This is a genomic window from Ktedonobacter sp. SOSP1-85, assembly GCF_016587415.1.
In the GTDB taxonomy this organism is placed as follows: domain Bacteria; phylum Chloroflexota; class Ktedonobacteria; order Ktedonobacterales; family Ktedonobacteraceae; genus Ktedonobacter.
Window position 1 is genome coordinate 361,435 of sequence record NZ_BNJI01000003.1, and the last position, 14,953, is coordinate 376,387.

The following is a 14,953-nucleotide window of genomic DNA, read 5'->3' on the forward strand; positions in this document are numbered from 1 at the left end:
TTCATAACCACAAATCTCACGACAAAGGAGTCCTCGGTTATGATACCTGTTTCTCATGTTCTTGACCAGACCATTTTGACCACACTTCTCGATCATGATCCGATGGTGCAAGACTATCGCCAGTTCTTTGCTTTGCTCGATTGGTCCCTCGTCCAGCAGTGGGAAGGCCAACAATCCTTCCATCGACGTCCACCGACTCATTCCGAAGCAGCCTACATCAAAGCCTTCCTTTTACGCATCCGTGAAGGCTTCATGTACTCGACCCAACTGCGACGCTTTCTGCTCAAACATCCCCTGCTCATCATCGAGTTGGGCTTCCATCTGGAACTCGATCCCAAGGCTCCCTACGGCTTTGATGCTCACAAGACGCTTCCCTCTCGCTACTGGCTGGGCGAAAAACTGCGCACCCTTGACCCCTTGCTCCTCCAACAGCTCCTTGAGGCAACCGTGCATTCCTTACAGGCAGAGATTCCTGGTCTGGGCGAAACAGTGGCCTTCGATGTCAAGCACATTTACGCTTGGGTGAAAGAGAACAACCTACGAGCCTATGTCACCGAGCGCTTTGACAAACATCAGGTCCTTTCAGGTGATCCTGACTGCAAGCTTGGCGTCAAACGCAGTACCAATCAGGAGCAACCAGATGGGTCGACCAAAGAGAGAAAAGAGTTGCTCTGGGGATACGGCTCTGGCGTTGCGGCTGCCACGACTCCCGACTACGGCGATGTGGTGCTGGCTGAGTATACCCAACCGTTCAATGAAGGAGATGTAACCTCCTTTCGCCCCCTCTACCAGCGCGCTGCGGTCGCGCTCCAAGCCTTCCCAATCCATGTGACCGCCGATGCGGCCTTCGATGCCTGGTATGTCTACGAAGCCGCCACTCGTCATGGGGGCATTGCAGCCGTTCCTAAGAATGGACATGGCCATCCTGAAATGCTCCGTGATCCTGATGGCGTGCCCAGGTGTGCCAAAGGGCTCCGCATGACCCCTCGCTTTGCCTTTCAGCATACCAACGGTTACCGTGCTCAGCGTTTCGGCTGCCCCCTGCTCTTCCCCACTCCAACTGGGGAAACCTGTGAACGACTTTCATCCAATCATGGACAAGGCTGTCACAAAGATCCCAACTGGGAAGCAGGCGGCCTCATGCGTGTCCTGCTGGATCGTAGCAGCCCGCTCTACAAGGCTGTTTACACTCAGCGCACCAGCTGCGAACGCATCAACAGCCAGGCCAAAGAGCTGGGGATTGAACGACCCCGACTCCGCAACCGCCGCTCGATTGCCAATCTCAATAGGAGCAAGATTCTTCCCTCATCTCCCCCGCCCGTATCAATCTGTTGCCTCTCCTTTCCGCTCGCCTCGTAAAGTTACCCATTCCAGGGCTCCAGACATCACTCGTCCCTGCGCGCTTGCCTGCTTCGCAACAAGCGCCCGCATGAGGCACCCTGAGCCGATGATACCCACTTGTAAACGCTAGACTGATAGAGAGCCACTCGCTACCAGAAAAGTGAGCCATGTTCCCAAGAATCCGCTACACTTGAAAAAAATTCAAGCGAGCGGAGGAAAATAAGGTGTATCCCGTGGCACTTCGAGATGAAATTCGCACCTGGGTCTTGATCCAGGGCAAGAGCCAGCGGGCAGCGTCCCGCCACTTCGGGCTCTCACGCAATACGGTTGCCAAGCTCCTTACGGAGGAGCCAGCGACCAATGAACGTCAGTATCAGCGTCAGGCACCGACCAAAACGCCTGTGCGCGACGCGGCACTGCCACACATCCAGAAATGGCTTCAAGAGAACGAGTGGCTTGAGCGCTGGGCTCCCAAGCAGTGCTGGACGGCCCATCGCATGTGGGGAGAACTGCGCAAACTCGGTCTTCCTATCGGAGAATCTACCGTGCGTCTGTTCGTGCAGGAGCTGCGAACGTCGTCGAAGCCAGTGTATGTCCCGCTCGACTTTGCGCCTGGAGAGCGGGCAGAGTTTGATTTCGGTGAAGCAACCATCATGCTCAAGGGCCAGATCGCCAAAGTTCCTTTCCTGGCCGGGCGGCTCCGCTTTTCGGGGCCATGTTTGTGGAATGCTTTCCAACTCAACGACAAGAAGCCTTTCTCCTCGGTCAGCGCCATGCCTTTGAGTTCTGGGGAGGCGTGCCGCGCATCGCAGTCTACGACAACCTCAAGCCGGCGGTGCTTCAAGTACTGCAAGGACATAGCCGCCGCGAGCACGACGTGTTTCTGCACTTTCAAAGTGTCTATCGCTTTGAGGCGCTCTTTGCCAATGTGCATGCTGGTTGGGAGAAGGGAAGTGTCGAAAATTTGGTGGGCTATGCTCGCCGCAACTACTTTGTGCCGCTTCCCGAGGGCACGGATCTGGAAACCATCAATGTGCACCTAGGAGCGTGTTGCCTTTCCGATCAGCAGCGCACGATGGCCAGGCAGACCGATTCTATTGCCGCTCGCCTGGCCTTTGAGCGCAGGATGCTCGGGCCTCTGCCGACACATGCGCCGGAGCTTGCGCTGGTCGTGGAAGTGCTGGTGCACTCGACCGGACGCGTGCGCTTCCAAACCAACGACTATTCCGTTCCCATTCAGTATGCCTATCAGCGCTTAACGCTCAAAGCAGACCCCTTCCGGGTGCGCCTGTATGCAGGTGAAGAACTCGTCGCTGATCATCCTCGCTGCTATGAGAAATGCCAGGTGATGGAGGATTGGCGCCATTACGTCCCCTTACTCCTGAAAAAGTCCTTCGCTGTTCCCTGGGCCTCGGCTTTGAGGCATGGAGAGCTCCCACCAGCCTTTGAAGCGGCACGCCTGGATCTGGTGGCTCATCGTACTGATGGCAATCGCGAGTTTGTCCGCCTGCTAGACCTGTGTCTGACGCACTCGGTGGAGGCCGTCGAGACAGCGCTCACCCAGGCACGCACGCAAGGCGGCTGGAGTGCGGATACCGTGCGGCAGCTGCTCAATGTTGCCAGCGGACAGCAGCCTCCAGCTCCTCCTCTTGATCCGCGAGCGTATCCAGCCTACCAGAGAGTGATGCCCTTGCCAGATCTCTGCGCTTACAATCGTTTGTTGGAGGTGCAGCCATGACAGAAACGCTGTGCAATGACATCGTGATCTCCTCCCTCAAGCAACTGCATCTGAACCGGATGGCACGAGAATGTGAGTCGCTGGCTCGCGAAGCTGAGCAGCGTGGGTTAGGCTATCTCGGCTACTTGCAAGCCTTGCTTGAAGGCGAACTGGCTCAGCGGCACGAGCAGCAGTTGCGCCAACGGCTCAAAGCCGCAGCCTTTCCCTACCAGAAACGCCTGGAGGACTTTGACTTTTCCCAGGTGCCTTGCATTCCCAAGATCCAGGTATTGGAGCTCGCCCAAGGAGCCTTCCTGGCGGCGCACGAGAATGTGCTCTTCATTGGCCCCAGTGGGATTGGAAAAACACATCTGCTCATGGGCCTGGGGAGAGCCCTCTGCCTGGCTGGCTATCGGGTGGTGTTTCGACCAGCGGTCACGCTAGCCACCGAATTGGAAGTTGCGCACAAAGAGCTGAAACTGCCACGCTTGCTGGCTTCGTATCGCCGGTTTGATCTGATCTTAGTGGATGAGTTGGGCTACCTGCCCTTTTCCAAGCCAACGGCTGAACTGCTCTTCCAGTTCTTCAGTGATCGCTATGAACGGGCCAGCGTCGCCATCACCTCGAATCTCGCCTTTGCCCAGTGGACGCAGGTTTTTGGCAATGAGCAAATGACGGCAGCACTCTTAGATCGACTGGTGCATCGCAGCCACATTCTGGCTATGGAAGGCGAAAGCTTTCGTTTCCGTCAGAGCTTGCAGCAGCAGGGCTCGCAGGCTCTAACGGTTTAAATGGCAAGGAGGTGGCTCACTTTTCCATCAGCGGATGGCTCACTATCCCGGCTCATCCTCACATTAAGTGAGCCAGCTTGCTTGGACAACGGTTCGGTTTTCTGATAGATTCTCATCGATGGTTATGTGCTGTTATGTTGCAAGGAGGGCATCATCGATGAGCCAGGCAGACGCCTCTTCTCCCTTTTTACCTCTTCCAGATGGCATGGTCATTGTTTCTATTGATGCGGAGACGAGCAGGGTGGTCGTTCATCTTGGCTGCTGTTTTTCCATCGCCCACTGTCCCCTCTGCGGGCAGCCATCTGAGCGGATACATGGCAACTATGTGAGGACAGTTGCAGACCTGCCTTGTGGCGGTCGTCGCATCATTTTGAAGCTTTCCGTGCGCAAATTTGTCTGTGGCACAGCCACCTGTTTGCGCCAGATTTTCACGGAGCGCCTCTCGGAGCTGGTGCAGTCGTATGCTCGCATGACCAATCGACTGTCGGAAGCTCTCCAAACACTTGGTTTTGCCACGTGCGGAGAATTAGGAGAACGTCTCGCCCCCAAACTGGGAATGCAGGTTTCAGGCCCCACGCTCTTGCGGAGGATGCGCACGCATGCTTGTCCAGAGCCATCTTCCGTACGCATCCTAGGCATTGACGACTGGAGCTGGAAAAAAGGCGTGACCTACGGCAGTATTCTCGTCGATCTCGAATTACGTAAGCCCATCGCATTACTGCCAGATCGAACAACCTCGACTGCGGAAGCCTGGCTACGTACCCACCCTGAAGTGGAGGTCGTGAGCCGCGACCGGGGTGGAGATTACGCAGCAGCAGCCAAAAAAGGTGCCCCCCAAGCGACTCAGGTGGCTGATAGATTCCACCTCTTGCAGAACTTACGTGAAAGGCTCAAAGAGGTCATGGATCGCAAACAAGATTGTTTACCTGAAGTCGAAGAGCGCGCTTCTGATGCAATCCCGGCCAAGGCGCGAGGCATCAAAGATCAGGGCATCCTCCAGATGGCAGAACCACTAGCGGAGTCTGGACCAGAGAAACACTACAAAAACAGATCAGCCTTTCCCAACAAGCAACCAGAAAGGATGAGCTACGACGAATTTCAAAAGCAGGTCCGACGAGACAAACGCACGGCTCGCTATGAAGATGTGCGTACTCTCGTGGAACAAGGATTCTCACTGCGTGCCATTGCACGGAAATTGCATCTGGCGCGGGCGACGGTCAGCAAATTTGCTCAAGCTGAGGAGTATCCAGAGATGCACCATCCGAAACGCGGAGAAAAAAGGAGTATCCTTGACCCCTACAAGCGCTACCTCTTAGATCGATGGCAACAGGGATGCACCAACGGGGTTCAGCTCTACGATGAGATCAAAGCTCGCGGATATCCAGGATCGGCTCCTCTGTTGGGAATGTTTCTGGCAGAGCTAAGGAGAAAACACCAGGAGGCCGGATCAGCTTCCGTCTTGAGGCTCGATCCGGCTCTGCGGACGCTCGAAATTCCTCCTTCTCTCCCTCCCAAGCCTCGTATTACCCGTCGGATGTCTGGGACCCGTGCCTCCTGGCTCTGCGTCAGCCAGCCCGAGAAGCTCGATGAGAAGCAACTCCAGTCGGTTGAGCAGATCAGATCGGCGCATCCAGATCTGGAAACCGCCTATCAATTGGGGCAGGGCTTCGTCATGATGCTGGCAGAGCGCCGAGGAGGAGATCTGGACGCTTGGCTCACACAAGCTGAACACAGCGGGCTTCCCGAATTCCGCAAAATGGCAAACGGGATTCGCCTCGATTATGTAGCGGTCAAAGCGGCATTTTCGAGCGAGTGGAGTCAGGGGCAGGTCGAAGCTCAAGTGAACTGCCTGAAGCTTCAAAAACGGATCGTGTTCGGTCGGGCGAACTTCGATCTCCTACGGCTGCGCGTTCTCTGTCGTGTCTAGCAATCTATGTTCCGTTCTTGCCCTCGTCTTCAGGCTCGTGAAAGATTCCTTTCGTCGTAAGCAAGCTGGCTCACTTAATGTGAGGATGAGCCACTATCCCCTTGACGTTTACACCACTCAAGCAGGCAAATCATGCCATCATGAGGAAAACAGAACCATCGATCTCAGGAGGACCATCCCCACTCCTGCAACGCTCGCTTTTCATACAGTTCGTGAAATACTGCGACGTTCCCCCTCATGCAGCGTGATCCTTTCCCCAACTTGTTGCCCGAAGGCCTCCCTCCCTCTTGCCGGGCAACTCCACGCATCTCCAGCACCATTTCCGCTACACTACTTCTAGTAAGGAGAGCGAGTGGGGCCCCTGATGCGTGTTGCCCGGTGCCATCAGGCCATCCACAAGCACACCGAGCAACCCTCGCCACTCGGTCATCTCACACCGTCTCGTTTGAGCGTATCTTACAGAAAAGGACACACACTAGAGGCTATTGTGAACTTTTGACGAAGAAGGTTGGATAAAGAGCAAACCAGAGAGGAGATAGTAAACCTTATCTCTCGCCGTTACCAGCTTTGCAGGCAAGCAAAAGAAGAATTGAGAAAGAACCATCGGATAATGTGTCTTTTTATGAAACGAAAGAATGTGTTGTATGCACTCGATCCACTTTGCCATTCTCCCACCTCCAGCCATCCTCAAAAACGAGGTAGAGTGCGTAAGGATCGCCGACTATCGTGGCGAGGAAGCCGTGACCATTAAAGTCTCTCCCACTGGTGCGCCAGGAATGGTTTTTCATTACAATAAGGGGCACGCTGCTCTTGAACACATCGCCACCCATTCGGGACGCAGCTTTTGCCCGCCTCCCCTCTTTCTCTCTGGACCCGTGATCGAGCCCAGCGTCATGACATACAAAAAAACAGCTTTTACAACGGTGCATGTGATTTTCAAGCCTTCCGCCCTCAAAACCCTCTTTGGGATCAATGCCTCGCAACTTGCTCCCGGATGGATAGGCCCGCAGGAGTGCGGGGCTCTCGATTTGACAAGTCAATTGATGGAAGCCCGGAGCGGGCAGGAACAGATGGCGCTTCTCACCACCTTCTTGGTGGCTCTGCTCAAGCAGGAGAAACCGCGAGATATGCTCGTGGAAGAAAGCCTCCGTTTGATCCACGCGCACATTGGTTCGCTGCATGTCAAAGACTTGCTGAACACGTTCCATCTCTCTGAACGCCAGTTTGAAAGGCGCTTCACCCAGGCAGTGGGCCTGACCCCCCAGGCGTATCTTCGGGTAAAGCGCTTTAATGCAGCGATCCACCTCATCAAAACCAGGCGCTTTGCACGGCTGACCGATGTGGCAGCTGCTCTTAACTTCACTGACCAGTCTCATTTGATTCACGACATTAAAGCCTTTTCTGGCATGACTCCTACACGCCTTGCTCAACAGGTCGATGACTTCTATCATGAGCAAGCAGGCTATGCTTTTGTCTGATGATGACGGTTTTTTACAAGTCATCGAGGGATGAGCAAGGTATACTCCAACAAACGAGAGAAGCACCATGGTTTCTCGACAGAAGGAGGAAAGAGTTCATGCGCAAAGTGATTGTCTTCACGAATCTGACCCTCGATGGGGTCATGCAGGCCCCGGCGAGGCCAGACGAGGATCGCCGGGGCGGTTTCGAGCACGGCGGCTGGGGAGCGCCCTACAACGCGATGGCGCTGGCGGGGGATAGCATGCCCACTATCCCTGCCCTGCTACTGGGCAGGCGCACCTACGAGGACTTCTACTCCGTCTGGCCCAAGCGAACGGACAGCCCTTTCTCGGCAATGCTCAACAACATGCAGAAGTACGTCGCGTCCACCACGCTCTCTGAGCCGCTCCCGTGGATCAACTCCACGCTGCTCAAAGGCGACGCCGCAGAGACTGTGGCCAGGCTCAAGCAGGAGTCAGGCACGGATCTGGTGATCATGGGCAGCGGAGAGTTGGTCCAGTCGCTCATGCAGGCGAACCTCGTCGATACGTACGTGCTCCTTATTCACCCGCTAGTGCTGGGATCGGGACGCCACCTCTTCCCGGAAGGCGGTGCAGCAGCCACGCTCCAGCTTGTCGGCACCAGGACGACAAGCACAGGCGTTGTGATCGCAACCTACCAGTTGGCTAAAGAAAACCGCTAAAGGAGCCGCTCCTTGCAAAGCTTTCCTTGATGCAGCTTCACTCCTCTCCTCTGAGAAGATGCGTGCGATCCGCTCCTTTTTCTGTAAGGAGCGGATCGCAGTGAAGTAAGCTCATCCTGAACAAATTCGATGGAGAGCAACCTTTTCTGTAATTCGCACTGAGCCCGAAAAGTGAGCAGGTAGATCGATCTGAATAGCTGTGTTGCTCATATCTCGGATCTGGCTCACTCTTTGGTTCTGCCCACGGATTGCGCAACGAGTTGACGGGTAGCGAACGTCTGCCCCCAAATGGTCTCTTTGAAGGAAAAGAACCACTGTTTTTCCAACAAGGAGACCTCCATGGCAAGTATCGTCGATTCGTCCGTCCATATCCACACGTCTGCCGAGTTGGCTCCCTGTTCGCCTCCCTGGTTCGGAGAAGTCGTGCTGCTTATGAAGAGCATCAATGGCCTGGATGGACTCCCGCACACTCACGGAGCGTTTGATTGGCTGCTCGCAACGCCTGATTCTCTTGTCGCACTCTTCTAGGAGCTTGTAACGCATGCCATCTATTCGACACGCACAACGAACAGGCAGTTCCTTGTTGACCGCTCTTGTTCGCACCTCTCATGCCTACGATGGGCAGTATCACGCTATGGTCAAGAACATTGACATCACCTCGGAGCAGATTGAGAAGGATAGTGTCTACGCATGTGAAATTGATGAGCGAATTGTCGGTTTTTACAGCCTCCTCCCCATCGTGGAGGAGGCCGAGGATGGGAGATCTCGCGCCCCCCACCTACGTTGCCGAGCGTCGTGTCCCTCATCGGAGCGGCTGCGGTGCGTTCCGCCTACCTACCTTACCAGATCACGGTTATAGACCGCTCGTGCCCAGAGGTAGCCAACCAGGGCGAGGACGACGCACCAGGCGACGGCGAGGATCGCGCTGTTGCCGTTCGGGGTTCCCAGCAGCAGCCCCCTCAGCGTGTCGATGACAGGCGTGAAGGGCTGAAACTTCGCGAACCAGCGGACCCCAACTGGCATCGAGTCCGGGCTGACGAATGCGCTACTGGTGAATGGGAGTAGGAGTTGGAAGATGAGGGAGAGGCTATTGGCTCCTGCAGGTGTTTTGCCTATCAGACCGAACACCACTCCCATCCATGTGATTGCCAAGGTGAACAACGCGATGAGGCCAAGTGCCGCGATCCAGGTGACGAGACTCGCAGAGGGCCGGAAACCGATGAGCAGTGCAACCCCGATGACGAGAACGACGCTGATCATCGTCCGTAGCAGGCTTCCAAGGACCTGACCGGTCAGTACTGAGGCACGGAAGATCGCCATCGTGCGGAAGCGGGCGATGATGCCTTCGTTCATGTCCATGCAGAGGTTGGTCGCAGTCGTTGCGCACCCGCTGCCCACGGTCATCAGGAGAATCGCAGGAGCGACATAGTTGATATAGCTGCCGCCGTGTGTCCCATAACCCAGGCCAGCACCTATCGCGCCGCCGAAGATATAGACGAACAGCAGCAGCATGACGATTGGCGTCAGCAGACCGCTCACCGTCATCGTCGGGTTGCGCAGTGAGTGCCGGACATCGCGCCGCAGCATGGTCGCCGAATCGCGGAGTGTCAAGGAAAGAGTGCTCATCGTACAAAACCTTTCTGTGTGTCTGAGTGGGAGGTTATGGCGAAGAAGACATCGTCGAGGTCAGAAGTGTGAACCGAGACTTGATCGACCACAATAGCTTCGTTGTCGAGCTGGTCGAGTACGGCCCGAAGTTGCTGGACGCTGCCGTCAGTTGGGACCTGGAGCATCAACTCGTTGTCATCGCGCAGCACCTTGTCCAGTATTCGCGCGGCCGCTTCGAGTCCGCTCGCGTTAGCAAACTGAAGGCGGATGTGACCGCCGGGGATGCGGCGTTTAAGTTCATCGGGGGTCCCCTCGGCAACCAGCTTTCCCTGATCGAGCACCGCGATCCGGTCGGCGAGTTGATCCGCCTCTTCCAGATACTGCGTGGTGAGCAAGATCGTGACACCTCCTGCTACAAGGTCGCGGATGATCTGCCACATGGTGTGGCGGCTGCGCGGGTCCAGGCCAGTGGTCGGCTCGTCGAGAAAGATAACTCGCAGGTCACCAACCAGGGTCATCGCCAGGTCGAGCCGACGCCGCATGCCACCGGAGTAGGTAGCCGGCGTCTTCCTGGCCGCATCAACCAGGTCGAAGCGTTCAAGCAACTCAGCCGTGCGAAGCCTCCCCTCGCGCCGGCCCAGGTGGTGCAGGTCAGCCATCAAGAGCAGGTTCTCCTCGCCGGTGAGCACGTTGTCTACCGCCGAGAACTGACCGGTGACGCCAATCGCAGCACGAACTGCATCGGGCTCACGGGCCACGTCGTGCCCGGCAACGCGCGCCTCACCACGATCGGCGCTGATGAGCGTGGAGAGGATCTGAACCGCTGTGGTCTTGCCAGCACCATTAGGGCCGAGCAGCGCGAAGATTGACCCTTCAGCCACATCCAGGTCGATGCCGTCGAGCACCACGTGGTCGCCGAATGACTTGCATAATCCCCGCGTTTCAATCATCATCGTCATGACACATGAGATCTTTCTATGGTATACTCAAATCACTGAACCAATCACTGAATACATAATATTTGTATCTAGCTTAATTAGCAAAATTTGCGTGAAAATTAAGTGACTAAGTAAGCTAAATATAGCGTACACGGAGGAACAGACATTGTCAAGAGGTTCTCAGAAAAACCGGGGGAGATTCTCGTGGCACTCAGGCGGGAATTGAGGCAGTTCAATGGATTCGGCGCTTCCTTCTTCCGGGTGGCAGCGGCTCAGACCGGGATGGCGGCTGACACGGACATGCAGGTGATGGATATTCTGGATCTTGCTGGCGAAGCTTCTGCCGGTCAACTCGCCGATCTTATGGGGATGACTACTGGGGCAATCGCCAAGATGCTCAACCGGTTGGAGGAGGCCGGACTTGTACGAAGGGATCGTGACCCCAACGATGGTCGCAAGGTCATCGTTCGGCTTGAGAGAGGCAAGGATGAAATGCACACGGTTCGCTCGATCCTGAATTCTCTTGAGGAGACGTGGGATGAGGCGATGTCGCGCTATGACGAGGAGCAACTCGCTTTTCTCTTGGAGTTTCTCCAGCACAACCACGCGCTGTCCAGGAAGGAACTCGTCCAGTTGCAAGAGGCGCCACTCAACAAGGAGCGGATTTTCTCTGCTCCACTGGCAGATCTGGAAAGCGCCCGGCTTATCTTCCCCTCCGGGGCCTTCCGGATGAACTTGCGTGCGAGTGATGGAAAGGGTACGCTCTACCAGGCTCGCTTCGAGGGGCCCGTGCCAGAGGTGAAGGCCAAAGATGGAGTGGTCACGATCCGCTATCCACGGCGCCTGTGGGTTCCGAGCAAGGAGAAGACCGCAGCGGAGGTTGCGCTCAGCATCGCCATCCCCTGGCAGATTGTCATCCAGGGTAGCGCGTCTGAGATTACCGCCGAGTTGGGCGAGCTCAATCTCGCCTCCCTCGAGGTCAAAGGGGGACTCCACAGGAGCCAGCTGGATCTCCCTGCACCCACAGGCCGAGTTCCCATGCGAATTAGCGGAGGAGCATCGGAGGTCATCGTTCGACGACCTGCAGGCGTCGCTGCCCTCGTCCACCTCAAGGGCTGGGCTGCCGAATTTGTTTTCGACGATCAAACCTTTGGTGCTGTGGGCAACGACGTGCGGTTGCAAAGCCAGGGCTTTGATCCGACTACGCCGTACTACGACATCGAAGTCGCAAGCTCTGCAAGCCAGCTCACTATCACCTCTGATTGACCTGGAACACATTGGAACTAGCACGAGCGGTTGAGGGACTGCAACAAGAGGAGATGACCATCACATCAGAACAACTCACCCATCTCTCTCCCATGGATTGGGAGCATATTAACCTGACTGGGATTATGTCTGGTCGGAAAGGAGTTCCCTCATGGCCATTCGTGCCGTGATCTTTGATATTGGTGGAGTGCTCCTCCTCGAGACTCCTGAGGAAATGCTGAGGATAGAGGTTATGCTCTACTCCTGCGAGGAGGGGATGCAGAAACCAGAGACGGACTTTTACTTACTCGCCTGCGAGCGCCTTGGGGTACACTGAAGAAGTGGTCTTCATTGATGATCGCGAGCAGTGTGTAAAGGGAGCGCAACGAGTGGGCATGAAAGCTATCCTCTTCAACGATACCGACCAGACTATTGCCGAGGTACAAGCGTGCTTGGAAGCTTCAGAAAGCAGCGAGGCGAGAAAGAGCTGAACGCTCATGAGTATGCCAGCGATGCTTGCTCCAGCGCAAAAGGGGTTCCCTCGGCCTCAAAAACTAATGAGAGATCCTCTTCGGTCTTCTTTTAGGTCCACTCTACCAAATCAACTTGCTCTTTGCCCACGAATTGCGCAACGAGAGTGTTGCAGAGCTAAATCTGATCAGAGAAGCGAAAGTGGCTCAAAACTGGACGCCCAACCCGTGAGAGATGTCAGAAACAGGAGGACAGAGAGGAAAAAAGGCGGAAAAGAGCAAGAATTGAGGAACAGCCAGGAAAAAAAGCCATGAGGCACCACACGGAGAAGCTTACTTTTCCGAGAAGAGGAAACCCATCAGTTATCAAGACGATGTCAAGCCGTCGCCAAACCGAGCGAGGTGGCAAAGCTTTCTGGGACACCAAACAATTTGATCGTCACTTGCCCAGAGGTTGAAACGCGAGTATTGCGAGCTAGCCGCTCTTGCCATGAGAGACGAGAATGTGCACGTTGTGCACGTGACAGAATCACTTCCGCTTTGCGAGGCTGTGCAGCGGCAGCAGGCAACAGGCATACCTCGACGCGTTGGTGCTGCACGAGTTGCTGACATCTGCGCCGATGCTCTCTGCGGTTCCAATCTCGCCAGAGCAACGGCGCAGGACCCACCCGAAGTGGATGCAGAAGTACACTTACCTGGCGAGGCTTCGCAGTAGCGCTGCCATTCCATTGACACTGCTCGCGCAGCGGGCAGGGACGACAACTGCGAATGCTGGCTCCATACACCACACGCAGGCTTCCATCGGCTTCTCGACGTTGCTCATGCGGGTAAAGCTTCTGGTCGGCAGGACACCGCAGTGTGCCATCGGGCTGGAGCGCAAAGTCCTGGCTGGAGAAACGGCCCGCTTTCCAGGGCAGGCCCACTTGAGGAGGAGCATAGCCTGAAGGAGGAGTCGTGTGCGGTGAAGTGGGTGAGGAAGGGGGGATGGCAGGAGCAAACTCGGTGGTACGCAAGGGATAGGGATGAAGCTGATGTCCTAGTTCCAGCCGCAGGTTCCAGACTCATTGCGAGATGATCTGCCAGGCTTCTTGTCCGCAAGCGCTCTGAGAACACCAGCGATCCGGGTCTTGCTCCGTGTCCTCATCTGAGAGGGTCGTTTCAAAGGATCCACGATGCAGATAGAGCGCTACCACATCAGATGCCGTAAAGGCTTCTTGTGGCAACTTTGACAAAAACAGCTCGTAGATGAGCCCATCTCGCTCAACGCCAATTTTCTGCTTTTTCGGGCCTTTGGGATGCGTTGCCACCACGAGGCGGTAGTGTTGCCCCTCCGCACCAACTGGCACGTCAGGGCAGTCGTAGAGCGTGCGGACCAGAGGACTTTCCGGCAGGGAGAACTGCTGATCAGCAGGCAAATGCAAACAGGTCTGGACCGCTGGCAGGTTAAGAAGCCCATAGTCTTTGCCGCGCATGACGAAGGGCAACCCGAGCAGATCAGTCAGAACAGCTCCCGTTCCATACAGACCATCAAGCCGCAGGAGGGTACGCTCTCTTGCGAACTGATGCGCTTGCAGGTAGGACTGGATCGCTTCCACCGCCCGGCGCAATTCTTTTCGATACTCTCCGTTGCCCCGATTGCCAAAGGTGCCGAGCCACTGATACGAATGTGCTTGCAAGACCGTGCTGCGAGTGCGTACGACCTCTCCTCGTTTGCGACCGGTGTAACCAGGAGCACACACTTCTGCCAACCGACGGAAGGGAGCAGGCTGCTCTCCTGTCTGTGGCAAGGCACGTTGCCGGGCGGCCTCCCGGGTGCCATCGATATCGAACACCTTCCACAGTTTGCCTGTTCGGTCGGTGAGTCCACTGGGCTGCTGCTCAAAGTCTGCTCGCCGCTCCAGCAGATCTTCGAGAAAGAGTGCACGCAAAGCTTCAACTGGCTCTGTGGTGAGCGCAGCCAAAAAGCGTGAGAGCGTCGAGCGGGCTGGCAAGCGATCTCGTCCGAAGAGCGCCATGAAAGCTGTAGCAAAGGGATGTACCTGTTCGTAAAACGCCTCCAGTGTTCGCTCACCGCTGACAGCGTAGCCAAAGAGCACGATGAGAAAGTCGATGACCTCATAGTGTCCGAACCGACGCCGAGCGAAGCGCACACGCTCGGAAATCTTCGCAAGCACACCGGTGCGTTGAAGTGACTTTGCGATGATCACTACCTCCCCAAACCAGCAAGGTACTGAGGGGAGGGAATGCGAAGTGGTCTGAATGGTGACGGTCGAACTCGTGATAGTATTCACCTGTGCCTCCTTAATCTGTGAGGAATCTTTTCGTACTTCCTCATTAAGAAGGCATATTTTTAGATGAGTCTGCTACAAGCTACATCTCGTTGCGCAACTCTTCTGAAAACGACCATTTTCATTGGGGTGGTGTAGCCCTACATGTGCGTCTCGTGGGCTTTCGGGACTCTTTCAAACCGGGGCAAGCTCATGTTTTCCTCAGTCGTGTTCTGTGGAGTCATTTTGTTTTCCTTTCCTTATGATCGTCTGTTGCGCACGAACTACTATGGCCAGCTTTCCCAAGGATGAGGGAGTTTCCTCACACAGGGAGAAAATAGCTCGTCCACTTCCTCGACCATGAGTAGAGAGAACGGCACTGGAAAAGTCAGTGGACATCGAAATCGGTAGCCGCCATTTCACGTTTTTCGTGCATTTGCTCATCGAAAAGTGTACCACTCTGTAGATGAGATTATCCCGCACTGTCC

At 55.7% G+C, this 14,953-nt stretch carries 16 protein-coding genes; 11 read left to right on the top strand and 5 right to left on the bottom strand.

What is annotated here, in order from left to right:
• The first annotated feature begins 39 nt into the window (after positions 1-39).
• A complete protein-coding gene (locus KTE_RS39680; RefSeq protein WP_236600938.1) occupies positions 40-1,359 on the top strand; it encodes a hypothetical protein in 1,320 nt (439 codons plus the stop codon).
• A gap of 296 nt (positions 1,360-1,655) precedes the next feature.
• Here KTE_RS39680 and KTE_RS39685 read toward each other — a convergent pair whose 3' ends face one another.
• Positions 1,656-2,078, bottom strand: a complete 423-nt coding sequence (locus tag KTE_RS39685) for a hypothetical protein (protein WP_201391729.1) — start codon at positions 2,076-2,078, stop codon at positions 1,656-1,658.
• Between KTE_RS39685 and KTE_RS39690 the strand changes: the two genes are divergently transcribed.
• The 7 genes from KTE_RS39690 to KTE_RS39720 all read left to right on the top strand — a co-directional run bounded on the left by KTE_RS39690 (position 2,063) and on the right by KTE_RS39720 (position 8,796).
• A complete protein-coding gene (locus KTE_RS39690) occupies positions 2,063-3,079 on the top strand; it encodes a transposase (protein WP_201391731.1) in 1,017 nt (338 codons plus the stop codon). The genes KTE_RS39685 and KTE_RS39690 overlap by 16 nt on opposite strands.
• Positions 3,076-3,849 carry an IS21-like element helper ATPase IstB gene (istB, locus tag KTE_RS39695; RefSeq protein WP_201391733.1) on the top strand — a complete coding sequence of 258 codons (774 nt, stop codon included), beginning with the start codon at positions 3,076-3,078 and terminating at the stop codon, positions 3,847-3,849. The genes KTE_RS39690 and istB overlap by 4 nt, the downstream gene beginning before the upstream one ends.
• A gap of 157 nt (positions 3,850-4,006) precedes the next feature.
• Complete coding sequence (locus KTE_RS39700) at positions 4,007-5,776, top strand: ISL3 family transposase (RefSeq protein ID WP_201391735.1); 1,770 nt, start codon at positions 4,007-4,009, stop codon at positions 5,774-5,776.
• Positions 5,777-6,420: 644 nt separating this feature from the next.
• Entirely contained in the window at positions 6,421-7,254 is an 834-nt protein-coding gene (locus KTE_RS39705) for an AraC family transcriptional regulator (protein WP_201391737.1), read from the top strand.
• 98 nt (positions 7,255-7,352) lie between these two features.
• Entirely contained in the window at positions 7,353-7,937 is a 585-nt protein-coding gene (locus tag KTE_RS39710; RefSeq protein WP_201394533.1) for a dihydrofolate reductase family protein, read from the top strand.
• A gap of 339 nt (positions 7,938-8,276) precedes the next feature.
• Positions 8,277-8,465, top strand: a complete 189-nt coding sequence (locus tag KTE_RS39715; protein ID WP_201391738.1) for a hypothetical protein — start codon at positions 8,277-8,279, stop codon at positions 8,463-8,465.
• A 13-nt stretch (positions 8,466-8,478) separates the two neighbouring features.
• The gene (locus KTE_RS39720; RefSeq protein WP_201391740.1) at positions 8,479-8,796 is read left to right on the top strand and encodes a hypothetical protein; all 318 of its coding nucleotides are present in this window, start codon (positions 8,479-8,481) and stop codon (positions 8,794-8,796) included.
• Here the strand turns inward: KTE_RS39720 and KTE_RS39725 are convergent.
• Both KTE_RS39725 and KTE_RS39730 read right to left on the bottom strand, forming a co-directional pair.
• A complete protein-coding gene (locus KTE_RS39725; protein WP_201391742.1) occupies positions 8,772-9,563 on the bottom strand; it encodes an ABC transporter permease in 792 nt (263 codons plus the stop codon). The genes KTE_RS39720 and KTE_RS39725 overlap by 25 nt on opposite strands.
• Positions 9,560-10,504 (bottom strand): ATP-binding cassette domain-containing protein, encoded by a 945-nt coding sequence (locus KTE_RS39730; protein ID WP_201391752.1) that lies wholly within the window; start codon positions 10,502-10,504, stop codon positions 9,560-9,562. Before KTE_RS39730 ends, KTE_RS39725 begins: the two co-directional genes overlap by 4 nt.
• Positions 10,505-10,687: 183 nt before the next feature.
• Between KTE_RS39730 and KTE_RS39735 the strand changes: the two genes are divergently transcribed.
• From KTE_RS39735 to KTE_RS39745, 3 genes are read left to right on the top strand one after another with little or no spacing between them, the layout of a single operon-like run.
• Positions 10,688-11,749, top strand: coding sequence for a MarR family winged helix-turn-helix transcriptional regulator (locus KTE_RS39735; protein WP_236600940.1), 1,062 nt, complete (start codon positions 10,688-10,690; stop codon positions 11,747-11,749).
• A gap of 11 nt (positions 11,750-11,760) precedes the next feature.
• Positions 11,761-11,919: a Tn3 family transposase gene (locus tag KTE_RS50225; RefSeq protein WP_201391754.1), complete on the top strand. Its 159-nt coding sequence runs from the start codon at positions 11,761-11,763 to the stop codon at positions 11,917-11,919.
• On the top strand, positions 11,901-12,065 hold the full coding sequence (locus tag KTE_RS39745) for a hypothetical protein (protein WP_201391756.1): 165 nt from the start codon (positions 11,901-11,903) through the stop codon (positions 12,063-12,065). The genes KTE_RS50225 and KTE_RS39745 overlap by 19 nt, the downstream gene beginning before the upstream one ends.
• Before the next feature lie 510 nt (positions 12,066-12,575).
• On the opposite strand, the gene KTE_RS48410 is transcribed toward KTE_RS39745, so the two are convergent.
• Both KTE_RS48410 and KTE_RS48415 read right to left on the bottom strand, forming a co-directional pair.
• Positions 12,576-13,211, bottom strand: coding sequence for a hypothetical protein (locus tag KTE_RS48410; RefSeq protein ID WP_236600941.1), 636 nt, complete (start codon positions 13,209-13,211; stop codon positions 12,576-12,578).
• 48 nt (positions 13,212-13,259) lie between these two features.
• On the bottom strand, positions 13,260-14,489 hold the full coding sequence (locus KTE_RS48415; RefSeq protein WP_236600942.1) for a hypothetical protein: 1,230 nt from the start codon (positions 14,487-14,489) through the stop codon (positions 13,260-13,262).
• Positions 14,490-14,953: the final 464 nt, after the last annotated feature.